The sequence below is a fragment of the Bacillus sp. FSL R5-0593 genome (assembly GCF_038603755.1).
Taxonomy (GTDB): Bacteria; Bacillota; Bacilli; order Bacillales; family Bacillaceae; genus Bacillus; species Bacillus velezensis.
Window position 1 is genome coordinate 3434636 of record NZ_CP152011.1, and the last position, 18619, is coordinate 3453254.

At 47.4% G+C, this 18619-nt stretch carries 22 protein-coding genes; 5 read left to right on the forward strand and 17 right to left on the reverse strand.

Annotated features, from left to right (window positions below):
* Positions 1 to 5: 5 nt before the first annotated feature.
* From NYE36_RS17065 to csoR, 3 genes are all read right to left on the reverse strand, one after another.
* On the reverse strand, positions 6 to 2435 hold the full coding sequence (locus NYE36_RS17065; RefSeq protein WP_039253850.1) for a heavy metal translocating P-type ATPase: 2430 nt from the start codon (positions 2433 to 2435) through the stop codon (positions 6 to 8).
* An 83-nt stretch (positions 2436 to 2518) separates the two neighbouring features.
* Positions 2519 to 2725, reverse strand: a complete 207-nt coding sequence (gene copZ / locus NYE36_RS17070) for a copper chaperone CopZ (protein WP_015240581.1) — start codon at positions 2723 to 2725, stop codon at positions 2519 to 2521.
* Between the two features lie 75 nt (positions 2726 to 2800).
* On the reverse strand, positions 2801 to 3106 hold the full coding sequence (gene csoR / locus NYE36_RS17075) for a copper-sensing transcriptional repressor CsoR (RefSeq protein ID WP_003151723.1): 306 nt from the start codon (positions 3104 to 3106) through the stop codon (positions 2801 to 2803).
* Between the two features lie 138 nt (positions 3107 to 3244).
* On the opposite strand from csoR, the gene NYE36_RS17080 reads away from it, so the two are divergent.
* Positions 3245 to 4285 (forward strand): oxidoreductase, encoded by a 1041-nt coding sequence (locus NYE36_RS17080; protein ID WP_094032489.1) that lies wholly within the window; start codon positions 3245 to 3247, stop codon positions 4283 to 4285.
* A 44-nt stretch (positions 4286 to 4329) separates the two neighbouring features.
* Here NYE36_RS17080 and NYE36_RS17085 read toward each other — a convergent pair whose 3' ends face one another.
* A complete protein-coding gene (locus tag NYE36_RS17085) occupies positions 4330 to 4965 on the reverse strand; it encodes an FMN-dependent NADH-azoreductase (protein ID WP_012118449.1) in 636 nt (211 codons plus the stop codon).
* A 353-nt stretch (positions 4966 to 5318) separates the two neighbouring features.
* Positions 5319 to 6170, reverse strand: a complete 852-nt coding sequence (locus NYE36_RS17090) for a helix-turn-helix transcriptional regulator (RefSeq protein ID WP_094032490.1) — start codon at positions 6168 to 6170, stop codon at positions 5319 to 5321.
* Positions 6171 to 6273: 103 nt separating this feature from the next.
* Between NYE36_RS17090 and NYE36_RS17095 the strand changes: the two genes are divergently transcribed.
* From NYE36_RS17095 to NYE36_RS17105, 3 genes are read left to right on the forward strand one after another with little or no spacing between them, the layout of a single operon-like run.
* A complete protein-coding gene (locus NYE36_RS17095) occupies positions 6274 to 7491 on the forward strand; it encodes an MFS transporter (RefSeq protein ID WP_015418216.1) in 1218 nt (405 codons plus the stop codon).
* Positions 7491 to 7907 (forward strand): carboxymuconolactone decarboxylase family protein, encoded by a 417-nt coding sequence (locus NYE36_RS17100; protein ID WP_007410005.1) that lies wholly within the window; start codon positions 7491 to 7493, stop codon positions 7905 to 7907. Before NYE36_RS17095 ends, NYE36_RS17100 begins: the two co-directional genes overlap by 1 nt.
* A gap of 3 nt (positions 7908 to 7910) precedes the next feature.
* Entirely contained in the window at positions 7911 to 8696 is a 786-nt protein-coding gene (locus NYE36_RS17105) for an amidohydrolase family protein (protein WP_033574843.1), read from the forward strand.
* A gap of 201 nt (positions 8697 to 8897) precedes the next feature.
* On the opposite strand, the gene NYE36_RS17110 is transcribed toward NYE36_RS17105, so the two are convergent.
* From NYE36_RS17110 to NYE36_RS17150, 9 genes are read right to left on the reverse strand one after another with little or no spacing between them, the layout of a single operon-like run.
* Entirely contained in the window at positions 8898 to 10226 is a 1329-nt protein-coding gene (locus NYE36_RS17110) for an LLM class flavin-dependent oxidoreductase (RefSeq protein WP_094032491.1), read from the reverse strand.
* Positions 10223 to 10510, reverse strand: a complete 288-nt coding sequence (locus NYE36_RS17115; protein ID WP_094032492.1) for a glutaredoxin family protein — start codon at positions 10508 to 10510, stop codon at positions 10223 to 10225. Before NYE36_RS17115 ends, NYE36_RS17110 begins: the two co-directional genes overlap by 4 nt.
* 11 nt (positions 10511 to 10521) lie before the next feature.
* On the reverse strand, positions 10522 to 11529 hold the full coding sequence (locus NYE36_RS17120) for an LLM class flavin-dependent oxidoreductase (protein ID WP_031378340.1): 1008 nt from the start codon (positions 11527 to 11529) through the stop codon (positions 10522 to 10524).
* The gene (locus NYE36_RS17125) at positions 11526 to 12305 is read right to left on the reverse strand and encodes an amino acid ABC transporter ATP-binding protein (RefSeq protein ID WP_064116006.1); all 780 of its coding nucleotides are present in this window, start codon (positions 12303 to 12305) and stop codon (positions 11526 to 11528) included. The genes NYE36_RS17120 and NYE36_RS17125 overlap by 4 nt, the downstream gene beginning before the upstream one ends.
* Positions 12302 to 13009, reverse strand: coding sequence for an amino acid ABC transporter permease (locus NYE36_RS17130; RefSeq protein ID WP_020956345.1), 708 nt, complete (start codon positions 13007 to 13009; stop codon positions 12302 to 12304). Before NYE36_RS17130 ends, NYE36_RS17125 begins: the two co-directional genes overlap by 4 nt.
* 15 nt (positions 13010 to 13024) lie before the next feature.
* The gene (locus tag NYE36_RS17135; protein ID WP_007409997.1) at positions 13025 to 13747 is read right to left on the reverse strand and encodes an amino acid ABC transporter permease; all 723 of its coding nucleotides are present in this window, start codon (positions 13745 to 13747) and stop codon (positions 13025 to 13027) included.
* A 22-nt stretch (positions 13748 to 13769) separates the two neighbouring features.
* Entirely contained in the window at positions 13770 to 14582 is an 813-nt protein-coding gene (locus NYE36_RS17140; RefSeq protein ID WP_265451047.1) for an amino acid ABC transporter substrate-binding protein, read from the reverse strand.
* 25 nt (positions 14583 to 14607) lie between these two features.
* Positions 14608 to 15420, reverse strand: coding sequence for an amino acid ABC transporter substrate-binding protein (locus NYE36_RS17145; protein WP_144463901.1), 813 nt, complete (start codon positions 15418 to 15420; stop codon positions 14608 to 14610).
* Positions 15417 to 15956 carry a GNAT family N-acetyltransferase gene (locus NYE36_RS17150; RefSeq protein ID WP_003151702.1) on the reverse strand — a complete coding sequence of 180 codons (540 nt, stop codon included), beginning with the start codon at positions 15954 to 15956 and terminating at the stop codon, positions 15417 to 15419. The genes NYE36_RS17145 and NYE36_RS17150 overlap by 4 nt, the downstream gene beginning before the upstream one ends.
* Positions 15957 to 16107: 151 nt before the next feature.
* On the opposite strand from NYE36_RS17150, the gene NYE36_RS17155 reads away from it, so the two are divergent.
* Positions 16108 to 16998, forward strand: a complete 891-nt coding sequence (locus tag NYE36_RS17155) for a LysR family transcriptional regulator (protein WP_144664309.1) — start codon at positions 16108 to 16110, stop codon at positions 16996 to 16998.
* Between the two features lie 38 nt (positions 16999 to 17036).
* Here the strand turns inward: NYE36_RS17155 and NYE36_RS17160 are convergent, their stop codons facing one another.
* The 3 genes from NYE36_RS17160 to NYE36_RS17170 all read right to left on the reverse strand — a co-directional run bounded on the left by NYE36_RS17160 (position 17037) and on the right by NYE36_RS17170 (position 18582).
* Positions 17037 to 17831, reverse strand: coding sequence for an SDR family oxidoreductase (locus NYE36_RS17160; RefSeq protein WP_015418226.1), 795 nt, complete (start codon positions 17829 to 17831; stop codon positions 17037 to 17039).
* Between the two features lie 114 nt (positions 17832 to 17945).
* Complete coding sequence (locus NYE36_RS17165; protein WP_040238885.1) at positions 17946 to 18251, reverse strand: barstar family protein; 306 nt, start codon at positions 18249 to 18251, stop codon at positions 17946 to 17948.
* A gap of 37 nt (positions 18252 to 18288) precedes the next feature.
* Positions 18289 to 18582: a barstar family protein gene (locus NYE36_RS17170; protein ID WP_040238883.1), complete on the reverse strand. Its 294-nt coding sequence runs from the start codon at positions 18580 to 18582 to the stop codon at positions 18289 to 18291.
* Between the last annotated feature and the right edge of the window lie 37 nt (positions 18583 to 18619).

An 18619-nucleotide genomic window follows, 5' to 3' on the forward strand; every position in this document is an offset into this window, starting at 1 on the left:
AGGCATCAGCCCATTTTGTCTTTTTTTACCTTCTGTAAACGCAAAGCATTAAGGACGACCGATACTGAGCTGAACGCCATGGCAGCGCCTGCCACCCACGGGGCCAGAAAGCCGGCCGCCGCAATCGGAATGCCGATGCTGTTGTATCCCAATGCCCAGCCTAAATTCTGCTTGATGTTTCTCATGGTCAGCCTGCTCATGCCGATGGCGTCGGCAATGCCGTTCAGGTCACCGCGGATCAGCGTAATATCCGCCGCTTCCATTGCGATATCTGTGCCGGTGCCGATGGCCATTCCGATATCGGCCACAGCCAGCGCCGGAGCATCATTGATGCCGTCACCGACCATCGCCACGCGCCGGCCTTCTTTTTGCAGCCGGGAAATTTCCGCCGCCTTTTGTTCGGGAAGCACTTCGGCGATCACGCTGCCGATGCCCGCGGCTTTTGCAATGGCTTCCGCGGTCTTTTTGTTGTCACCGGTCATCATGATGACGTCAAGCCCCATATCATTCAGGCGTTTCACCGCGGCCGGAGATGTGTCTTTGATTGTATCGGCGACTGCGATAAGCCCCGCCGCTTTGCCGTCTGCCGCAATAAGCATCACCGTTTTTCCTTCCGCCTCCAAGCGGGCCATGTGAGGAAGCAGCGCCTCATGTTCGATGTGTTCCGATTCCATCAGCCGTCTTGATCCGGCAAGAATCGTTCTGCCGTCAGCCTCGGCGTATATTCCCGAACCGATCCGGGCTTGGAACCGGGTGATTTTCGGGATGGCAATCCCCCGTTTTTCGGCTCCTGACACGATGGCTTCTCCAAGCGGGTGCTCTGATCCCGTTTCGGCGGCCGCCGCCAGCCGCAGGAGTTCCTCTTCGTTCATTCCCTCTGCCGGTACGGCATCTGTCAGAACCGGTCTGCCGTTTGTCACCGTTCCTGTTTTATCCAGTACGATGGTCGTCAGACGCTGTGTTTTTTCTAAATGCTCTCCGCCTTTAAAAAGAATGCCGAATTCAGCTGCGCGGCCGGAGCCCGCCATAATGCTCGTCGGAGTGGCGAGCCCGAGTGCGCACGGACAGGCAATGACAAGCACGGCGATGAATTTGCCGATCGCTTCAGAAAACTGTCCCGGCGCGGCCCATACATACCAAATGAGAAAAGTCAGCACGGCCAGCCCCAGCACAATCGGAACGAAAATGCCTGAAATGTGATCCGCGAGCCGCTGAATGGGGGCTTTTGACCCTTGGGCTTCTTCCACGATTTTAATAATGTGTGCAAGCGCGGTATCTTTCCCGACATTCACCGCTCTGATTTTGAGAAAGCCGTTTGCATTGATCGTCGCCCCGGTGACGGTGCTTCCGGGAGACTTATCGACAGGCATGCTCTCCCCCGTAATCATCGATTCATCAATTGCGGAATGGCCTTCAATCACTTCGCCATCGACAGGAACACGTTCTCCCGGTTTCACATATACGATATCCCCCGTCCGGACCTCGTCAATCGGAATCACCTGTACCTTCCCTTCCCGCTCAACCGCCGCCGTCTTCGCCTGAAGCTTCATTAACTTTTTAATCGCTTCTGATGAGCGGCCTTTCGCTTTCATCTCTAAAAGCTTTCCAAGCAAAATCAAAGTCAGCAAAATGGCGCTCGTTTCATAATAAAGCCCCTCTACATGTCCGTCTCGTCCGAGAGACGCAATCGTCATGTACAGGCTGTATGCGTAAGCGGCCGTCGTTCCGAGCGCAACGAGAACATCCATATTGGCGCTTTTGTTTCTCAGCGCCTTGTACGCTCCCATATAAAAAGGCCAGCCAATGACGAGCTGCACCGGGGTGGCAAGCGCGAATTGCAGCCACGGATTCATCAGGATATCCGGCATCCAGATAAAAGAAGTAAAAGAAAAATGGCTGACCATCGACCATAGAAGCGGAAATGAGAGAACGGCAGAAAATATCAGCCTGATCAGCTGTTTTCGCTGCTCTTTCTCCTTTTGGGATAATCCGCCGCCTCCATCAACCGCTTTCTTCTCGTCTAATCTGTAGCCGAGTTTTGCCACGGTCTCTTTCAGCTCTTTCGGTGTCACCTCTTTCGGATTGTATTCAACGGTGACCGTTTCAAGGGCGAAATTCACCGGCGCGCCCACAACGCCCTCTGTTTTGTTCAGGCACTTTTCAATCCGATTGGCGCAAGCGGCGCACGTCATGCCTTCAATCTGAAACTCGGCTTTTTCCGTCACAACATGGTACCCGAGTTTTTCAATTTTATCCTTTATGGCGCCAGCTTCGATTTTGTCAGGCTGATAGGAAATATTTGAGGTCTCAAGCGCAAGATTGACGGAAGCGTCATTGACGCCGTCCATCCGTTTCAGCCCTTTTTCAATTCTTGAAGCGCAGGCGGCGCATGTCATGCCTCCCACTTGAATGGTCATCTCTTTCGGTTCACTCAATGCCCTCACCTCTTCTCACAAACCCCCAGGGGGTATCATTTTCATAAAAGAAAACCGCGCCCGTTCCCGAAGCGCGATAAACCTTATACGACGTCATACCCTTGATCTTCAATCGCGTCTTTTATATCTGATACGGAGACTTTGTTCTCATCAAACGTCACATCCACCTGTCCGGCTTCCAATTTCACCTGAACCGCCGTCACTCCGTTCAGTTCTCCCACTCCGGTCTCTACTGCTTTGACGCAGTGCTGACATGACATGCCTTCGACTTGCAGTGTTTTTTGTTCCATGATGATTCCCTCCACGTCTTGTTTTTTCTTCTTCATGTTACCATACCCCTGTAGGGTATTTCAAAACATTTTATTTTACGATTTTGCGATTTTTTTCACAACATCAAGCAGCTCGGCAATCGCCTGCTCCCCGTTTCCGCTCTCAATGGCGCCGGCTACGCAGTGATGGGCGTGATCTTCCAGCAGATGAAACGCGACTTTCTGCATGGCCGCCTGTACGGCTGAAATCTGCACGAGAATATCCACGCAGTATCGTTCGTTATCCACCATATTCTGAATGCCCCTGACTTGGCCTTCAATCCGTTTCAGCCGGTTCAGGATCTGGTCTTTTTCTTTGGCGCTTTTATGATTTAACGATTGATGCTCGGTATGTTTGTCCATTTTCCACCTCGGTTTTTTTCTTCGTTATCTTCATTATACAGACTTGAAAATCCGGTGTAAAAAATTTTCAACACACAAGTTTTACCAGTACACCCGCGGGGTATATAATGTTATCACATATCAAGAGGGGGAAATTCATTGAAAACGTTACAAGTCGGCATATTGGGATATGGTTTGTCGGGTAAAGTCTTTCATGCGCCGCTTTTGGACGTCCTTGATGATTATCAGATCAAAAAAGTCATGACGTCCAGAACGGATGAGGTCAAACGTGATCTGCCGGGGGCTGAAGCCGTGCGCGCGATTGAAGACATTACCGGTGATCCTGACATTGATCTCGTCATCGTCACGACACCGAGCGGAAAGCATTATGAATCAGCGATGAAATGTCTCCTGGCGGGAAAACACACCGTCGTGGAAAAACCGATGACGGCGACTTCAGCAGAAGCGGAGGAGCTGAGAAGAACGGCTGAAAATAAAGGCGTCTTGCTGAGCGTGTATCACAACCGGCGCTGGGACAATGACTTTTTAACGATACAAAAGCTGATTCGGGACGGGGCGCTTCAAGACATTCATACATATCAAGTCAGCTACGATCTATACAACCCGGTTGCACAGGAAAAATGGCGCGAAATGAACGGACCCGCCACGGGAACGCTGTATGATCTCGGTTCACATATTATTGACCAGACACTTCTGCTTTTCGGAATGCCGGAATCCGTCACCGCACATGTGATGAAACAGCGGGACAACAGCGAAACCGTTGATAATTTTCTGGCCGCGCTCCATTACGGCAAACTTCAGGTCATTCTTCAATCCGGCTCCATGAATGCGGCAAGCGGCCCGCGCTATCAGATTCACGGACGGAATGCAAGCTTTATCAAATACGGAATGGATGGACAGGAAGCTGCGCTTTCAGCCGGACAAAAGCCGATTGACGACAGCTGGGGCGCCGATGATCCTCACAACTTCGGAGAGCTGACAATCGCAGCGGATGAAAAACGGCATACAGAAACAATCCCCTCTGAGAACGGCTCTTACCTTACGTACTACAAACTGCTGGCAAACAGCATCTTAAACGGAAAACCGCTTCCCGTTACGGCAAAAGAAGGCATCGATGTCATCCGTGTCATTGAAGCGGCGATGAAAAGCAGCGAACAAAAACGGACGATTGCCCTTTAATATGAAAAACCTCCCAGCCGTACGGCGGGGAGGTTTTTTTAAGATCAGAATGATTTTCCGGCTTCTTTCGCGCGGGCAATCGCATCTTCTTTAATTTGCTGTGCTTTATTCGGTTCAGCATTATGGCCTTCAACGATTAATCCGTCAAAAGAAGGAACGCCGAAGAAGTTCATCATGATGCCGATGTAACGGTGGCCCATTTCCATATCAGCCGCCGGTCCTTCAGAGTAATAGCCTCCGCGCGCCTGAATATGGAGCGCTTTTTTGTCTGTCAACAGACCGATCGGGCCTTGCTCTGTATATTTGAATGATTTTCCGGCTACAGCCACAGAATCAAGGTACGCTTTCATAACAGGCGGGAATGAGAAGTTCCAAAGCGGTGTGACGAATACGTATTTGTCAGCTGCCGCGAATTGATCGCTCAGCTCGTTCAGACGGCCGACTTTCGCTTTTTCGTTCTCAGAAAGCTCTTCAAAACCTGTGCCGGATTGAAGTTTTCCCCAGCCGCTGAATACATCCGCGTCGATATGAGGAATGTTCTCTTTGTAAAGGTCGATATGTACAACCTCATCATTCGGGTTTGATTCTTTATAAGAATCGATAAACGCTTTTCCTGTCGCCATGCTGTAAGATGTCTTTTCATCATGAGGATGAGCAGTGATATAAAGTACTTTTGCCATTGTAAACAGCCCTTTCGTTTTCAGATTACACACACATTTATTATGAAATATGAATGTTTTTTTATACTGATCAGTTCTGTAATAATTATAGTTACAAAAAAATCTTTTCGCAACAATAATATCTCGAAATCAGTATATTTTTTTGAAAAGGCTGTAAGAAGTACCTCCAGCAAATCGAAAAAACTCGCGTTAAGCAAATTTCGACAAAGAAAAGACCGATTTTGACCATGTTAAACCTAAATCGGCTGTTTCATTTCAGACAGTTGTGTGGAATTTATCCATGCAAAATGTTCCTGCTCTTATATTAGAGACAAACGAATTCCGCTTCATACGTTCGAATTTATCACACTCTTTTATTGCAGGTCTGCTTGCCAGTTTAACAAATGCTTCATTTTCTGTTCTGTTTCACCTTCTTGGCGAGGTTGGTAAATGGTTAATTTTAGTTCAGGGGCATCGTACACTTGAAGAGTAATATGATCCATAATCATTTCTCCAACTAAAGGATGCAGCAGTGTTTTTTTGCCGCAAGGAGTACCTAGAACTTCATGCTTGGACCACCAATTACGAAACTCAGGGCTCTTATTGGTAAGTTCTTTAATAATATCTTTAAACCACTCATCACCGACAAAACGTGTATAGGCTAAACGAAATTGAGCAATCAAGCGTTGCGCATGATCTTCCCAATTAAGAAAGAGGTCTCGGTATTCTTTAGACGTAAAGCAACGCCAGACTGCATTACGATCTCGATCATTCATTTTATTAAAGTCACCAAAAACCACGGCAGCAGCTTTATTCCAGCTTACTATGTTCAATTTTTCGTCGGTTACATATGTAGGGCAGTATTCTAATTGACTCAATACATTTTTCAGGACGCTATTTACACTTTCAACGAGAGGTCTTCCCGCCTTAGATAGCAATGGCCGATTTGCTAATAAAAATAGATGCTCTTTTTCCTCTTCATTTAACCTGAATACACGCGAAATAGCCTCCAATACGTCTGAAGATACCTGTATATCACGCCCTTGCTCTAACCATGTATACCAGGTTACTCCTATTCCTGCCAGCTGAGCTGCTTCTTCTCGGCGCAGTCCTTCTGTTTTTCTGCGCGGACCAATAGGTAAACCAAAGTCTTGAGGAGATAATCGCGCCCGTCGTGTTTTTAAGAAATCCCCTAGTTCTTTCCTTCTTTCTTTGTCACTTAACATGAACTTCTCCCCTTATAAGTAGTAGTTTTAATAATAGGATAAACACACTCCTATTCCCATTATAAACCTTCATCTATTCTAATAAATGAAGGAGGTGAGTTTTATGGTTTTCAAAAATAGGGCTGAGCCTTTCCCAAAAGGATTAGTTCTCCTCATGGCTGCAGCATGTGGTTTTACAGTAGCTAATGTCTATTTAAATCAAACGCTCTTAGTCAGTATGGCAAATACTTTTCACGTTTCTGAAAACTATATAGGAATTGTAGCAACTTTAACTCAAGTGGGATATGCATTGGGAAATCTTTTATTGGTACCATTAGGTGACATTTTTGAACGGAGAAAATTGATCCTAAGTTTATTATCTATTGTATGTATAATTTTAGCCGCAACTGCTTTATCAATGAATGTAACGTGGCTGATTGCAGCAAACTTAATTCTTGGATTTGTTACCATAGTCCCTCAAATTATTGTTCCTCTTGCTGCTAATTTAGCTTCAGAAGAGAACAGAGGAAAAGTGTTAGGGAATGTTGCCATTGGCTTAGTGTGTGGGATTTTAGGCGCTCGATTTATCAGTGGTTTTGCAGATTCCCATTTTGGATGGAGATCAATGTATTGGGCTTCTTTTGCTGGCACAATGATAATGATCATTTTAATGGCAATGTATCTTCCAAAAAGCAAAGGAAATCATGCAATGCAGTATAAAACATTACTTGCATCTTTAGGCCCGTTATTTAAAAAAGAAAAAGTGTTGCAAAAAGCTTGCCTGAGTCAAGGAATGATGTTTGGTTCCTTTAGTGCCTTCTGGACAACTCTTATTTTTTTATTAAATACTTCTCCGTATTCTTATGGGAGCACCGCGGCAGGTTTAATAGGTTTAGTGGGAATAGCTGGAGCCTTTGCAACTCCCATGATTGGCCGGGTGATCGATAAAAAAGGATCAAAATTTGCTAATACCTTATGTATGTTTATTTCTTTAATCGCTTTTCTGACCTTAATATTCTTAGGATATTGGTTACCGGGATTACTTCTTGGCGCACTATTAGTAACAGTTGGCACGCAAGCAAATCAAGTTGCTTGTCAAGCTGCTATCTTTCAACTATCTCCTGAAAAGAGAAGCAGATTAAATGGTTTATACATGGTATCTACATTCTTAGGCGGATCTTTAGGATCATATCTAGGTGTACTTGCTTGGAGCAAATGGCATTGGTATGGAGTATGTACAGTTGGGATACTCATGATAGGTATTGCTTTTAGTTCCTTATTTAGCTTACCTAAAAAAAGAACAGTAAAAAATAGAGAATTCGAGAAAGGAAGTCATATCTAATGTCTGAAAATACAGAAAACTACAAAAAGGGATTGGAAGTTCTATCAAAAATAGATCCGCACAACTATCAAAATATCGTGAACAGTTTTAAAGATTCAGCAGCACCCGACTTGGGAACTTTGGCTGTGGAATTTAATTACGGTCAAATTTTTTCCAGACCGGGATTAGATTTAAAATCCCGCCTTCTTGCAGCAGTTGCTGGTCTGACTGCTTTAGGAAATACGGAACAATTAAAATTTTATATTAACGGAGCTTTAAATGTCGGATGGACCGAAGAAGAAATTGTGGAAGCTATGATGCAAATGTTAATTTATGCAGGCTTTCCTGTCGCATTAAATACCATTTTAACAATAGCTACTGAAGTATTTTCTAAAAGACGAAATCAGCTGTCAGCCAATTTATTGGAAGGAGAGTAAAAAATGATTATTGATAGTCATGCCCACGTAGTTCTACCTGTAGAAAAACACATTGAAATGATGGATTCAAGCGGGATAGATAAAACTATTTTATTCTCTACGCTTGTTCATCCAGAAAAAAGTGAAAGCTACGATGAATTTATTCAGGAAATGGATGTACTGAATCAAATTTTAAATAACGAAATAAATCCCCTAGAAGCACGATCAAAAGCTTTAGAAGAATTGAGGGATGCTATCGCAAAATATCCTGACCGTTTTATTGGATTTGGATCAGTTCCCCTTTTAAGTTCCTCCGGAGAACTGCATGATTGGGTTGAGAAGATTGTAAAAGATTATAAAATGAAGGGACTTGGAGAATTCACCCTGGGTTCAGGCCAAATTAAAATGCTTGAGCCTGTATTCCAGGCAGCTAGTGATTATAATTCCTTTCCGATTTGGGTGCATACATTCCATCCACTCAATTTAAATGATATTCGGGAATTGTTCGCTTTAACTCGTAAATATCCCACTGTCCCTGTAATCTATGGCCATTTGGGAGGGATTCATTGGCAGCAAGTTATTGCATTAACAAAAGAAACAAAGAACGCCTACCTAGATATTTCTGCATTTTATACAACCTATGCATTATCTTTGGCTATAAAAGAACTCCCAGAGAAAACTTTATTTAGTTCTGATTTTCCATATGGTGATCCATTCCTAAATAAGTTGGCAGTTGAACGCCATGCTTCAAGTGAAGAAGTCGCACAACGAGTACTAGGCGGAAATATTGCTAACCTCTTAAAGATTTAACTTATTTTTATAACAATTTCTTAGGGAATATAAGTTTGAAGGATTGCATTCAACAGGTTTTCATTCCTTACGTCTTTTAAATAGTAAAGAGCCGATTTACTCTTAATGGTTAACGGGGTAAATCGGCTCTTTTCTTATCCAAAATGCTGGCGGGATCCCTTTAATGACGGGAATGGCAAGCAGCAGAAAAAGCAGAAACATTTAGTTTCTGCTCAAAATCGGATTTGATTTACAGACCGGAATATCCAACCCGAGATTCCCCCGCAGTGTATCGGCCGGATAGCTTTTTCGGTACAGCCCCTTTTCCTGGAGGATCGGTATGACTTGATCCACAAAGGCTTCAAGCATGCCCGGGATGTCAGAGTGAATGATAAACCCGTCCGCCGCTTCCCGCTGAAACCATGTTTCAATTAATGACGCCACACGTTCCGGTGTCCCGATAAAGTTGGTTCGTGGAAACGCGGCTTCGCGCGCCACTTGACGCAGCGTAAGATTCCGGGCTTTCGCCTCTCTTTTGATACGGTCTGTCGTGCTTTGAAACGCGTTTTTCCCGACGTCGCCCAAATCAGGAAACGGCTCATCCAATGGAAACTGGCTCAGATCATAATCGTCAAAAAATCTGGCCACATACTTAACGGCGTTCTCTATCGGAATCAGCTCGGCGAATTCTTGGTATTTCGCTTCCGCTTCTTCTTGTGAGCAGGCTATAATCGGACTGATTCCCGGAAAGATCCGCAGCTTGGTAGCGTCCCGGCCGTAATCCGCCGCCCGCTTCTTCACATCATCATAAAAAGCCTTCGTTTCCTCAAGTGAATTGGAGTGCGTAAAGACTGCATCTGCATTCCTCGCGGCAAACGACCGGCCGGTTTCTGAAGACCCCGCTTGGAAAACGACCGGCTCTCCCTGTTTGGACCGGCCGATATTCAGCGGACCCTCCACTTGAAAATACTCGCCTTTGTGATACAGGCGATGCAGTTTGTCAGGGTCAAAAAACTGCCCGGTTTCTTTGTTGCGGACGAAGGCATCTTCTTCCCAGGAATTCCACAGACCGCGCACCACGTCCACATGTTCCTGGGCGATGGCATAGCGCCGGCTGTGGTCGGGAAGGCTTTCTTTGCTGTGATTGCGCGCGGCTCCCGCCTGCGGAGAGGTGACGAGATTCCAGCCCGCCCGGCCGCCGCTGATATGGTCAAGAGACATCAGCTGTCTTGCGATGGTGAACGGCTCAGTGAACGATGTGGAAAATGTGCCGATTAAACCAAGATGGGTTGTAGAGGCGGCAAGCGCCGATAAAATAGTGATCGGCTCAAACCGATTTAAGAAATGCGGGATGGACTTTTCAGAAATGAACAAGCCGTCCGCAATAAAAGCAAAGCTGAACAGCCCTCTTTCTGCAGTCTGCGCTTTTTGCCTGTAAAACGCCGCATTCGTGCTTGCTGTCGGATCGGCGTCGGGATGACGCCAGCCGTCCGTTGTGCCGCCGACACCGTGAATCATGGCTCCGAATTGAATAAGATCCGTCCGGCTCATTTTCTCTCCCCCTTTTTCCCCTCGTAATCGGCAAGCGCCCGTTCTACATGATCAATGCCGACTTGAGTAACGGCCTGATACACACGGCTGTCACCGCTGCCGATTTCAACGACGGGAACATGACGGATGCCGTACTTCGTCTGTAGCACGTCACGCAATTCGTCCCGCTCCGTCACATCAATTGTTTCGTATGCAACGGCCTTTTCCCGCAAATATCCTTTCACTTCATCGCAATACGCACAGCCCTGTTTGCTCCAGACCACAACGTTTACTTCATGACTCATGTTCATCCCTCCTATAATTGTCTTACCGGCTGCACCGCTTCGCTTAACAGCCGGTAAGACAATCGTTTTTCCTCAGCGTTTCTGATAGGCGACAAAATCACAAAATCAGTAATGCTGTACTGAACGGATAATCGTCGCAGCTCGGCGGCAGTCTCTTCTTTTGTCCCGGCAATTACACCCGTCTTTTGTGTAATCAGCTTATATGGCTGCGTGACTTGTTCAAGAAACGCTTCCGCTTGTTCCCGGGAACCGACATTCACCTTTTTGCCGTCTTCGAGAATGATTTTGACCGACTCACGCGATACGACGTGTTTTTCCGCTTCTGCTTTTGTATGCGCGGTAAAGACCATCGGCGCAAGGTGAAATTCCGCCTTCGATCCTTTCGGCAGATGCTCGTCAAAGGCGTGGCGCGCTTTTTCTAACGCAGCCTCTTCACCGTTTATGAAATAGGCGAAAACGAAGGAAATGCCGAGTTTGGCCGCGGATATCGCGCTTTCCGCGCTGCCGCCGAGCAAAAAGAGGTCAGGCGCATACTCAGTATGCGGCGCCGGCCGCAATGACGCATAGCGGTGTGAGTCCGGAAAATCATTTCGGATGAAATGAGTCAGCTCCTCAAGCTTTTCTTCAAATAAACGGGCGGGCTGGATAAGCTCCCGCTGCAGCGCATCGGTTGACAGCTGAAATCCGCCGGGCGCTTTGCCGACACCAAGCGCCACACGGCCGGGAGCAAGAGCGGACAAAACCCGGAACTGCTCCGCCACTTTATAAGGACTGTAATGCTGCAGCATCACCCCGCCGGATGCGAGACGGATTTTTTTCGTGCTTGCGGCAAGATACCCCAGAACAATTTCCGGCGCTGATCCCGCTATCTCTTCATTGTTATGATGCTCCGCCGCCCAGAAACGGTCATATCCGTATTGTTCGGCCTCCTGAGCCAATTTCACCGTTTGCCGCAAGGCTTCTTCTGCGGTTTGGTTTTCCGCGGTGACACTTTGGTCTAAAATGCTTAAACGAATCATACGACAGGCTCCTTTATGCGCTCTTTTATGTCATAACCGTAATCAGGCAGCACGCGGCGGAGGAACTTCTTCGTTCTTTCTTTTTTCGTCTTGTAAAAGACTTCCTCAGGCGTTCCTTGTTCCACGATTGCTCCTTCATCCATAAACACAATTCGGTCGGACACTCTTCTGGCGAATTCCATTTCATGAGTAACGATGAGCATGGTGGCGCCGGTCCGCACAATGTTAAGCATCACCTCGAGCACCTCGCCGACAAGCTCCGGATCGAGGGCTGCGGTCGGTTCATCAAACAGCATGACATCAGGATGAATGGCAAGCGCCCTGGCAATTCCGACCCGCTGCTTTTGTCCTCCCGACAGCTGATTCGGATAGGCGTGCAATTTATCCTGAAGCCCCACCTTGGCCAGTTCCCGCTCGGCAATGGCGTACGCATCTGTTTTTTTCATTTTCCTTGCGATCGTCAGGCCTTCCATAACATTTTGAATCGCCGTTTTATGCGAAAACAAATGATATTGCTGAAAAACCATCGCCGTCTGTTTCCTCAGTCTGAGAATGTCTTTTTTGGCAGGCTTTTTGCAGTTAATGACTTCACCGTGCAGCGAAATGGCGCCTTCATCCGGCCGCTCAAGTAAATTAAGGCAGCGCAGAAAAGTGGTTTTCCCGGAACCGCTCGGGCCGATGATGGTCACGACTTCTCCTTTCCGGACACTTAAATTGATGCCCTTTAGCACGTGATGACTGCCAAAATGTTTCTGAATGTTTCGGATTTCGATCATAATGCGCCTCCTTGATATCTGGCTGCCCTTTTTTCTGCCAGACTGTTTACAGCTTCGAGAATCAGCGTTAATCCCCAATAAATCACGGCCGCCCCGATAAATGCTTCCAGAAATGCATAGTTATCGGATGCCGCAATCGTCGCCGTTCCTGTAATTTCAGGCACCGCAACAATGGCCGCGATGGAAGTAGTATGCAAAAAGCCGATGCCTATGTTGGTGAAGTTCGGCAGCGATATCATGAACGCCTGCGGCAGAACCACACGCCGAATCATCTGGCCCCGCGTCAAGCCGATTGAATATGCCGCCTCCGCCTGCCCCGTATCGACGGCCATGATCCCGGATCGGAGAATTTCCGTCATATAAGCGCCTGCCGTTAATGACAGTGCCATGATGACAAACACGGCGACCGGAATCTGATTGGCCGACCAGCCGAGATGAAACGCGCGGCTGAATTGATCGGCAATCAGCGGAACCCCTAAATAAATCAGCATAATATGGAGAATCGCCGGGGTGCTGCGGAAAAAAGACACGTAAAACGCTGAGCAGGCCAGCAGCCATTTGATGCGGAATATACGCACTGTGATATTGCCGAGAGCTATGAAAAATCCGGCAATAATCGGAATGACCGTCATCGCCAATGTAAGCGGAACGGTTTTCATCATTTGTTTGATCGCAGTGCCGATAAATGGAATATCCAGCTCCACTGTTCTCCCTCCTTTTCAGCCGTGCGCGCTCATGTCAAAAACCGTCACAAGGCGCGTCTCATCTTTCTTGATTCGTTTTTCGGCCCATCTGAAGACACATTCAAATAAAAGGGCGGCCGCATAATACAGAACAGAAAGCGAGATATACACTTCTAAAGAATGATTGCTCGATGTAATCAAGGTCTGTCCTCTGCCCGACATATCCATCACCCCGATCGAAAAAGCGAGTGATGTATCTTTTAAGAAACCGATTACCATATTTCCGATGTTGGGAAAGGCCTGCACAAGCGCCTGCGGCAGAATGATGCGCCGGAATGTCTGCCCCCCGTTCAGCCCGATGCTGAAAGCCGCCTCCGCCTGCCCGCGGTCGACGCTGTTCACACCTCCCCTGATGATTTCGGCCGCTCTTGCCGCGCTGCTCAGCGCATACGTGGCGATGGCCGCATACAAAGGGTCCATTTTAGAGGTATCGATTCCGGCGAGCGCCGTGAGTGCCGGAATGCCGTAAAATACAATGAACAGCTGCACCATGATGGGCGTTCCTCTGAAAAAAGAGATATACAGCTTCGCAAACTGATTCAAAACGGGAATGCGATAGATGCGGGGCAGCGCCAAAAGCAGCCCCAATAGAAAGCCGAACAGCAGAGACACCGCCAATATATACAGCGTGACGGGCAAATACCCGAGCAATGTCGGCACAAAGGACGCGATCATACTGATATCAAACGCTTTTTCCATTACCGATCCCTCTCTTTTTCACTTAATATTGCTCCTTTGAATAATCCGCGCCGAGCCACTTTTCACTCAGCTTTTTAAGCGTGCCGTCATCAATGATTTCCTTGAGGGCTTTATCAATGTCATCGCTCAGCGTTTGTTCATTTTTGTTAAACATAAAGAACACTTTGGCATTTGACAGCACCCCGCCGACCGTTTTTTCTTTGATCGCGCTCGTTTTGTTTTGGAAATCGACGGCAAACGGCGTAGAAATCGTCGCATCGGCGCGGCCGGATTTCAGCTGATTGGCCGCATCGTCTGAACCTTGGCCCGCATAAGCGATTTCAAACGGACTGCCGTGTTTTTCATTCCATTTTTTCAGCACAAGCGCGCCGTTTGACGTCGGACTTGTAATGACCCGCTTTCCTTTCAAGTCATCAATGCCGTGAATGTTCCCGTTTTCTTGAAGCACCGTGATTTTCAGCGGGAAGTTGTTATACGCGACTTGATTGAACAGAAATTTTTTCTCCCGTTCGGCGCTTTTCTCCATTTGATGGGCTACGATATCGACTTTATGCTGGCCGAGGCTGACAAGCAGGTTGGAGAAATCCATCGTTTTAAAAGTGAAACGATAGTCCGGCAGGCGCCTGTCAAGCTCTTTCACCAGCTCAACGTCGTATCCCGTCAATTTGCCTTTATCATCAATAAAGCAAATATTCGGAAATTGAGTTCCCGTGCCGACCGTGATGTTCTTCACGTTTTTCTGATTGCCTGATGCCGCCTCCCCGCCCGCGCCGCAGGCTGATAACGCCGCCGTTGCGGCAATTGTTAATGACATGACCGCCAATCTTATTTTCATGTGATCGCCCCGTTTTCTGCTTCAATTATTTCGTGAAACTTGATTTTGAATAATCCGCGCCGAGCCATTTTTCACTCAGTCTTTTCAATGTGCCGTCCTTCTCCAGCTTTTGAATCGCCCGATCCGTATCGTCCGCCAGGGTTTGGCTGTTTTTATTGAAGATAAAATACACCTCGGTATCCAGCAGCACATCACCGACCGTTTTTTGTTTGAACGCGTGCGTCTTATTTTGAAAATCGACGGCAAACGGCGTGGATACGGTGGCGTCAGCGCGTCCTGTCTCTATTTGGTTTGCTGTATCATTGCTGCCCTGCCCGGCGTATTTCAAATGTATCGGGCTGCCGTGGGTTTTGTTGTATGCCGTCATATAATCCGCCGCGTTTGATGTCGCGCCGACGATGACGGTTTTCCCTTTTAAATCCCGGAGCGTGTGTATCGCGTCATTATCCGCCTTCACCGTGATGTACATCGGCGAGTAGTTATACGGGATTTTGTGATACAAAAAGCGTTTCTCCCGTTCCTTATTTTTCGCCATATTGTGCGCGATCACGTCAATTTTCCGGTTTCCGAGACTTGTAAGCAGATTCGAAAAATCCATCGTCTTAAAGACAAATTTGTATTGCGGCAGCTGTTCATCAATGGCTTTCATCACTTCAATGTCATAGCCGGTCAGCTCGCCTTTTTCATCCATAAAAGCAATGTTCGGAAAATCAGTTCCCGTGCCGACAATGACGGTCTGCACGCCGCTCCCCGCTTTTGTGCTTTCTCCTTGCCCGCACCCGGCCAGCACGCCGAGCAGCAGAAGCAGACAGCCGTTTCTGATCCGTTTTTTTATCATTGCGCCCAGCTCGGTGTGCCTAACAGCGACGCGTCAAACCGCTCCGGTATGAGCACCTTTCTCATCATGACTCCGATGTCTCCGTCTTTCTCCTGCTCAAAATACACTTCATACCCCCTCCGTCTGTACATATCTACAAGCCAGGGATGTTTGCGCGCCGAAGTGCCGAGCGTGATGGCCGGGGCCTTCAGCGTATCCCGCAGCACGTGTTCCTCCACATAAGTCAAAAGTTTGCTGCCGATGCCCTGCCCCTTCAGCTCAGGAAGCGTCGCAAACCACCAGACGAACGGATATTTTGACGGAGGCGTGTCACTCTCCCACGGAAAACGGATCGTAATTGTTGAAAGAAGCCGTCCGTCCCGTTCGAGCACGACGGCTGAATGATTTTCAATATTTTCTGTTACCATATCGATGTCGGCCCGCGCCGACGGCCAGTCAATCTCCAAATTGCGGATCGGCTGAAACGCGCTGTACAGCAACTCTAAAAACTCCGGCGCATCCTTTTTCTCAGCCAATCGAAATATGTCTTCACTCATTCCGGTCACTCTCCCCGCAAAAATATATAATTCCCATTTGTTTACTAATCTTTGATTGTTTATACTATAAAGCAAACTGATTTATTTGACTAATCAAAAAAAGTAAAGGAAAGGTTCAAGAAAATTAATGAACAGCCGGGAGGGGATTTCGTTGGAATTACGCACCATTAAAACGTTTCATACGATCGTACAGTCAGGCAGCTTTTATAAGGCCGCCGAAATTCTGAACTACTCACAGCCGACGATTTCAATGCGGATTAAACAGCTGGAACAGGATGTAGGCGCGCAGCTGTTTGAACGGGGAAAGAAGCTGAAGCTGACAAGGGCGGGGCGGCTGTTTCATGAGCGGGCCGGGCAGCTTCTCGCGCAATACGAGGTGCTTGACCATACTCTGGCCGACATCAGACAGGGGCAGGCCGGCCTTATTCACATCGGCATATCCGAACCGACGGCAAGCCTGGTCTTCCCTGCCGTACTGCGAGGGTTTTTAGATGATTATCCTGATATGTCGGTCAATGTCAGCGTGGATGATGCCAATACATGCAGCCGCAAACTGCTGGAGGGCGCCATTGATTTTGCGGTATGCGGCGAGCCGGAGCTGATTCTGGAAAATTACTTCGATCCGTTTTTCCATGACTCGCTCAATGTCATCGTGTCCGACAGACATCCCCTTGCCGCCAAAACAAGCGTCAATCTCGAGGATTTAGAAAATGAATGTCTGATTTTCACGCCCGCCAATTGTCCGATCCGGATTCAAATTGAACAGCACCTGCAGCGGGCCATCGGCAGCCGCTATCGAAAAATGGAGCTGACCAGCAGCATGGCTCACCAATACTATGTCAGGGAAAATATCGGCGTCTCAATCTTTACGGCGACGGCGCACTCAGAACCGATCGAGGGCACGAAGGTCATTCCGATCCATAACTTAACGATTTCACCGCCGGTCGGGCTGTTGACAAACCAAAAAGAAGAGCATTTTGACTCCGCCACAAAAGATTTAATCAGCAGGATCATCAGCCGGTTTCAGCGTGATCCACATTAAAAAAACCCCCGCTTTACGGGGGTTTTTGTACGTTCATCTTATATAATGCTCCGCACCAAGCCGCCGTCGATCCGCAATGCAGATCCGTTAATGGCAGACGACAGCGGGCTGCTTAAAAAGGCGACAAAGTGGGCTATTTCTTCCGGACGGATCAATCGCTGAATGATCGACGTCGGACGATTTTCCTTCATAAATCGTCTCTCCGCCTCCGCCGCGGTCAGGTTTTCACCCGGATAAAGCGACTCGAGCATTGTTTCGACGCCCTCTGTTTTCGTGGAGCCGGGCATGACCGTATTCACCGTCACATTCGTCCCTTCCGTGAGTTCGGCCAGGCTGCGTGACAGCGACAGCTGCGTTGTTTTCGTGGCGCTGTAGTGGGCCATTTCCTGAGAAGGCATGACGGCCGCTTCACTCGCGATAAAAATCACCCGCCCTTCCTTCCGTTCAATCATCCGCTTTGCATACCGGCGTGTCAGCCTCACGCCGCTCATGATATTCACCTCGAAAAACCGGAGCCACTCTTCGTCAGGAATATCAAAGTATTCCGCAGGTTCAAAGATTCCTAAATTGTTGACGAGAATATCCACATCCGGATACTGCTGAAAAATCGCCCCGCATCCTTCCGCCGTGCCTAAATCAAATGCGGCCGGATAGAGACGGGCATCCGGCGTCTGTTTCTCTAGTTCCCGGATCGTTTCGTTCACCTTTTCTTCACGGCGGCCGTTAATGATCACGGCCGCACCTTCTGCAATCAGCGAAGCCGCAATCGCCTTCCCGATGCCTGACGTAGATCCCGTCACAAGCGCCGTCTTCCCTTTCAACTGCAAATCCATCATCCATTCCTCCCTATCGCAAGTCTCTTCTTATATATGGACAGAAATCGAAAGCCTGAAACCTTCTGTCCCTATTATCAGATAGAAAAATGGATGAGGGGAAGTACGCACTTTTTAGTGCCTGTCCGTTGTCCCGGCTGACGGCTGATCGATTTGAATGACAAACCGATTCCCTAACTCTTCTTGAACCTCTTGAAACAGCTCCAAGACATCATCAGCATCCGAACCCAATGCCTTTTGACTGGCCTCAAAATTCTTCCACACCAAAGTCAGCGGATATTCGATCCAGCCTGTCAGACAATCCCATAAGGCATTCAGATTTTCACCATAAAAGTCCGGGAAATCTAATTGATCTTTTAAGATTCGGTGTAAAGCTTCTGTGCTTGTAATATCTTTTCCATCTATGATGACTTTTAACATCAATAACACCTTCCACTATTTTATTTTATGAAATGTTTTATAATGGTCTGTTCGGCTGCTCAATTTGAATGAAAAATTCACCATCTAATTCTGCCTGAGCCTTTTTTAATATCCTTAATACATTATCAGCATCCGAACCCAATTCCTTCTGACTGATGTCAAAATTCTTCCACACCAAAGTCAGCGGAAGTTCGATCCAGCCTGTCAGACAATCCCATAAGGCATTCAGATTTTCGCCATAAAAGTCCGGGAAATCTAATTGATCTTTTAAGATTCGGTGTAATGCTTCTGTGCTTGTAATATCTTTTCCGTCTATGATGACGACTATCATTCAAATGGACTCCTTTATTTCGGCATGAAAAAACCGC

Coding starts and splice junctions, on each gene's coding strand:
- NYE36_RS17095 (WP_015418216.1), top strand. CDS start 6,274: ATGGTTTTCAAAAATAGGGCTGAGCCTTTCCCAAAAGGATTAGTTCTC.
- NYE36_RS17150 (WP_003151702.1), bottom strand. CDS start 15,956: ATGAGTGAAGACATATTTCGATTGGCTGAGAAAAAGGATGCGCCGGAG.
- NYE36_RS17165 (WP_040238885.1), bottom strand. CDS start 18,251: ATGTTAAAAGTCATCATAGATGGAAAAGATATTACAAGCACAGAAGCT.
- NYE36_RS17105 (WP_033574843.1), top strand. CDS start 7,911: ATGATTATTGATAGTCATGCCCACGTAGTTCTACCTGTAGAAAAACAC.
- NYE36_RS17100 (WP_007410005.1), top strand. CDS start 7,491: ATGTCTGAAAATACAGAAAACTACAAAAAGGGATTGGAAGTTCTATCA.
- NYE36_RS17090 (WP_094032490.1), bottom strand. CDS start 6,170: ATGTTAAGTGACAAAGAAAGAAGGAAAGAACTAGGGGATTTCTTAAAA.
- NYE36_RS17170 (WP_040238883.1), bottom strand. CDS start 18,582: ATGATAGTCGTCATCATAGACGGAAAAGATATTACAAGCACAGAAGCA.
- NYE36_RS17135 (WP_007409997.1), bottom strand. CDS start 13,747: ATGGAAAAAGCGTTTGATATCAGTATGATCGCGTCCTTTGTGCCGACA.
- NYE36_RS17120 (WP_031378340.1), bottom strand. CDS start 11,529: ATGATTCGTTTAAGCATTTTAGACCAAAGTGTCACCGCGGAAAACCAA.
- NYE36_RS17145 (WP_144463901.1), bottom strand. CDS start 15,420: ATGATAAAAAAACGGATCAGAAACGGCTGTCTGCTTCTGCTGCTCGGC.
- NYE36_RS17115 (WP_094032492.1), bottom strand. CDS start 10,510: ATGAGTCATGAAGTAAACGTTGTGGTCTGGAGCAAACAGGGCTGTGCG.
- csoR (WP_003151723.1), bottom strand. CDS start 3,106: ATGGACAAACATACCGAGCATCAATCGTTAAATCATAAAAGCGCCAAA.
- NYE36_RS17085 (WP_012118449.1), bottom strand. CDS start 4,965: ATGGCAAAAGTACTTTATATCACTGCTCATCCTCATGATGAAAAGACA.
- NYE36_RS17110 (WP_094032491.1), bottom strand. CDS start 10,226: ATGAGCCGGACGGATCTTATTCAATTCGGAGCCATGATTCACGGTGTC.
- NYE36_RS17160 (WP_015418226.1), bottom strand. CDS start 17,831: ATGGATTTGCAGTTGAAAGGGAAGACGGCGCTTGTGACGGGATCTACG.
- copZ (WP_015240581.1), bottom strand. CDS start 2,725: ATGGAACAAAAAACACTGCAAGTCGAAGGCATGTCATGTCAGCACTGC.
- NYE36_RS17140 (WP_265451047.1), bottom strand. CDS start 14,582: ATGAAAATAAGATTGGCGGTCATGTCATTAACAATTGCCGCAACGGCG.
- NYE36_RS17125 (WP_064116006.1), bottom strand. CDS start 12,305: ATGATCGAAATCCGAAACATTCAGAAACATTTTGGCAGTCATCACGTG.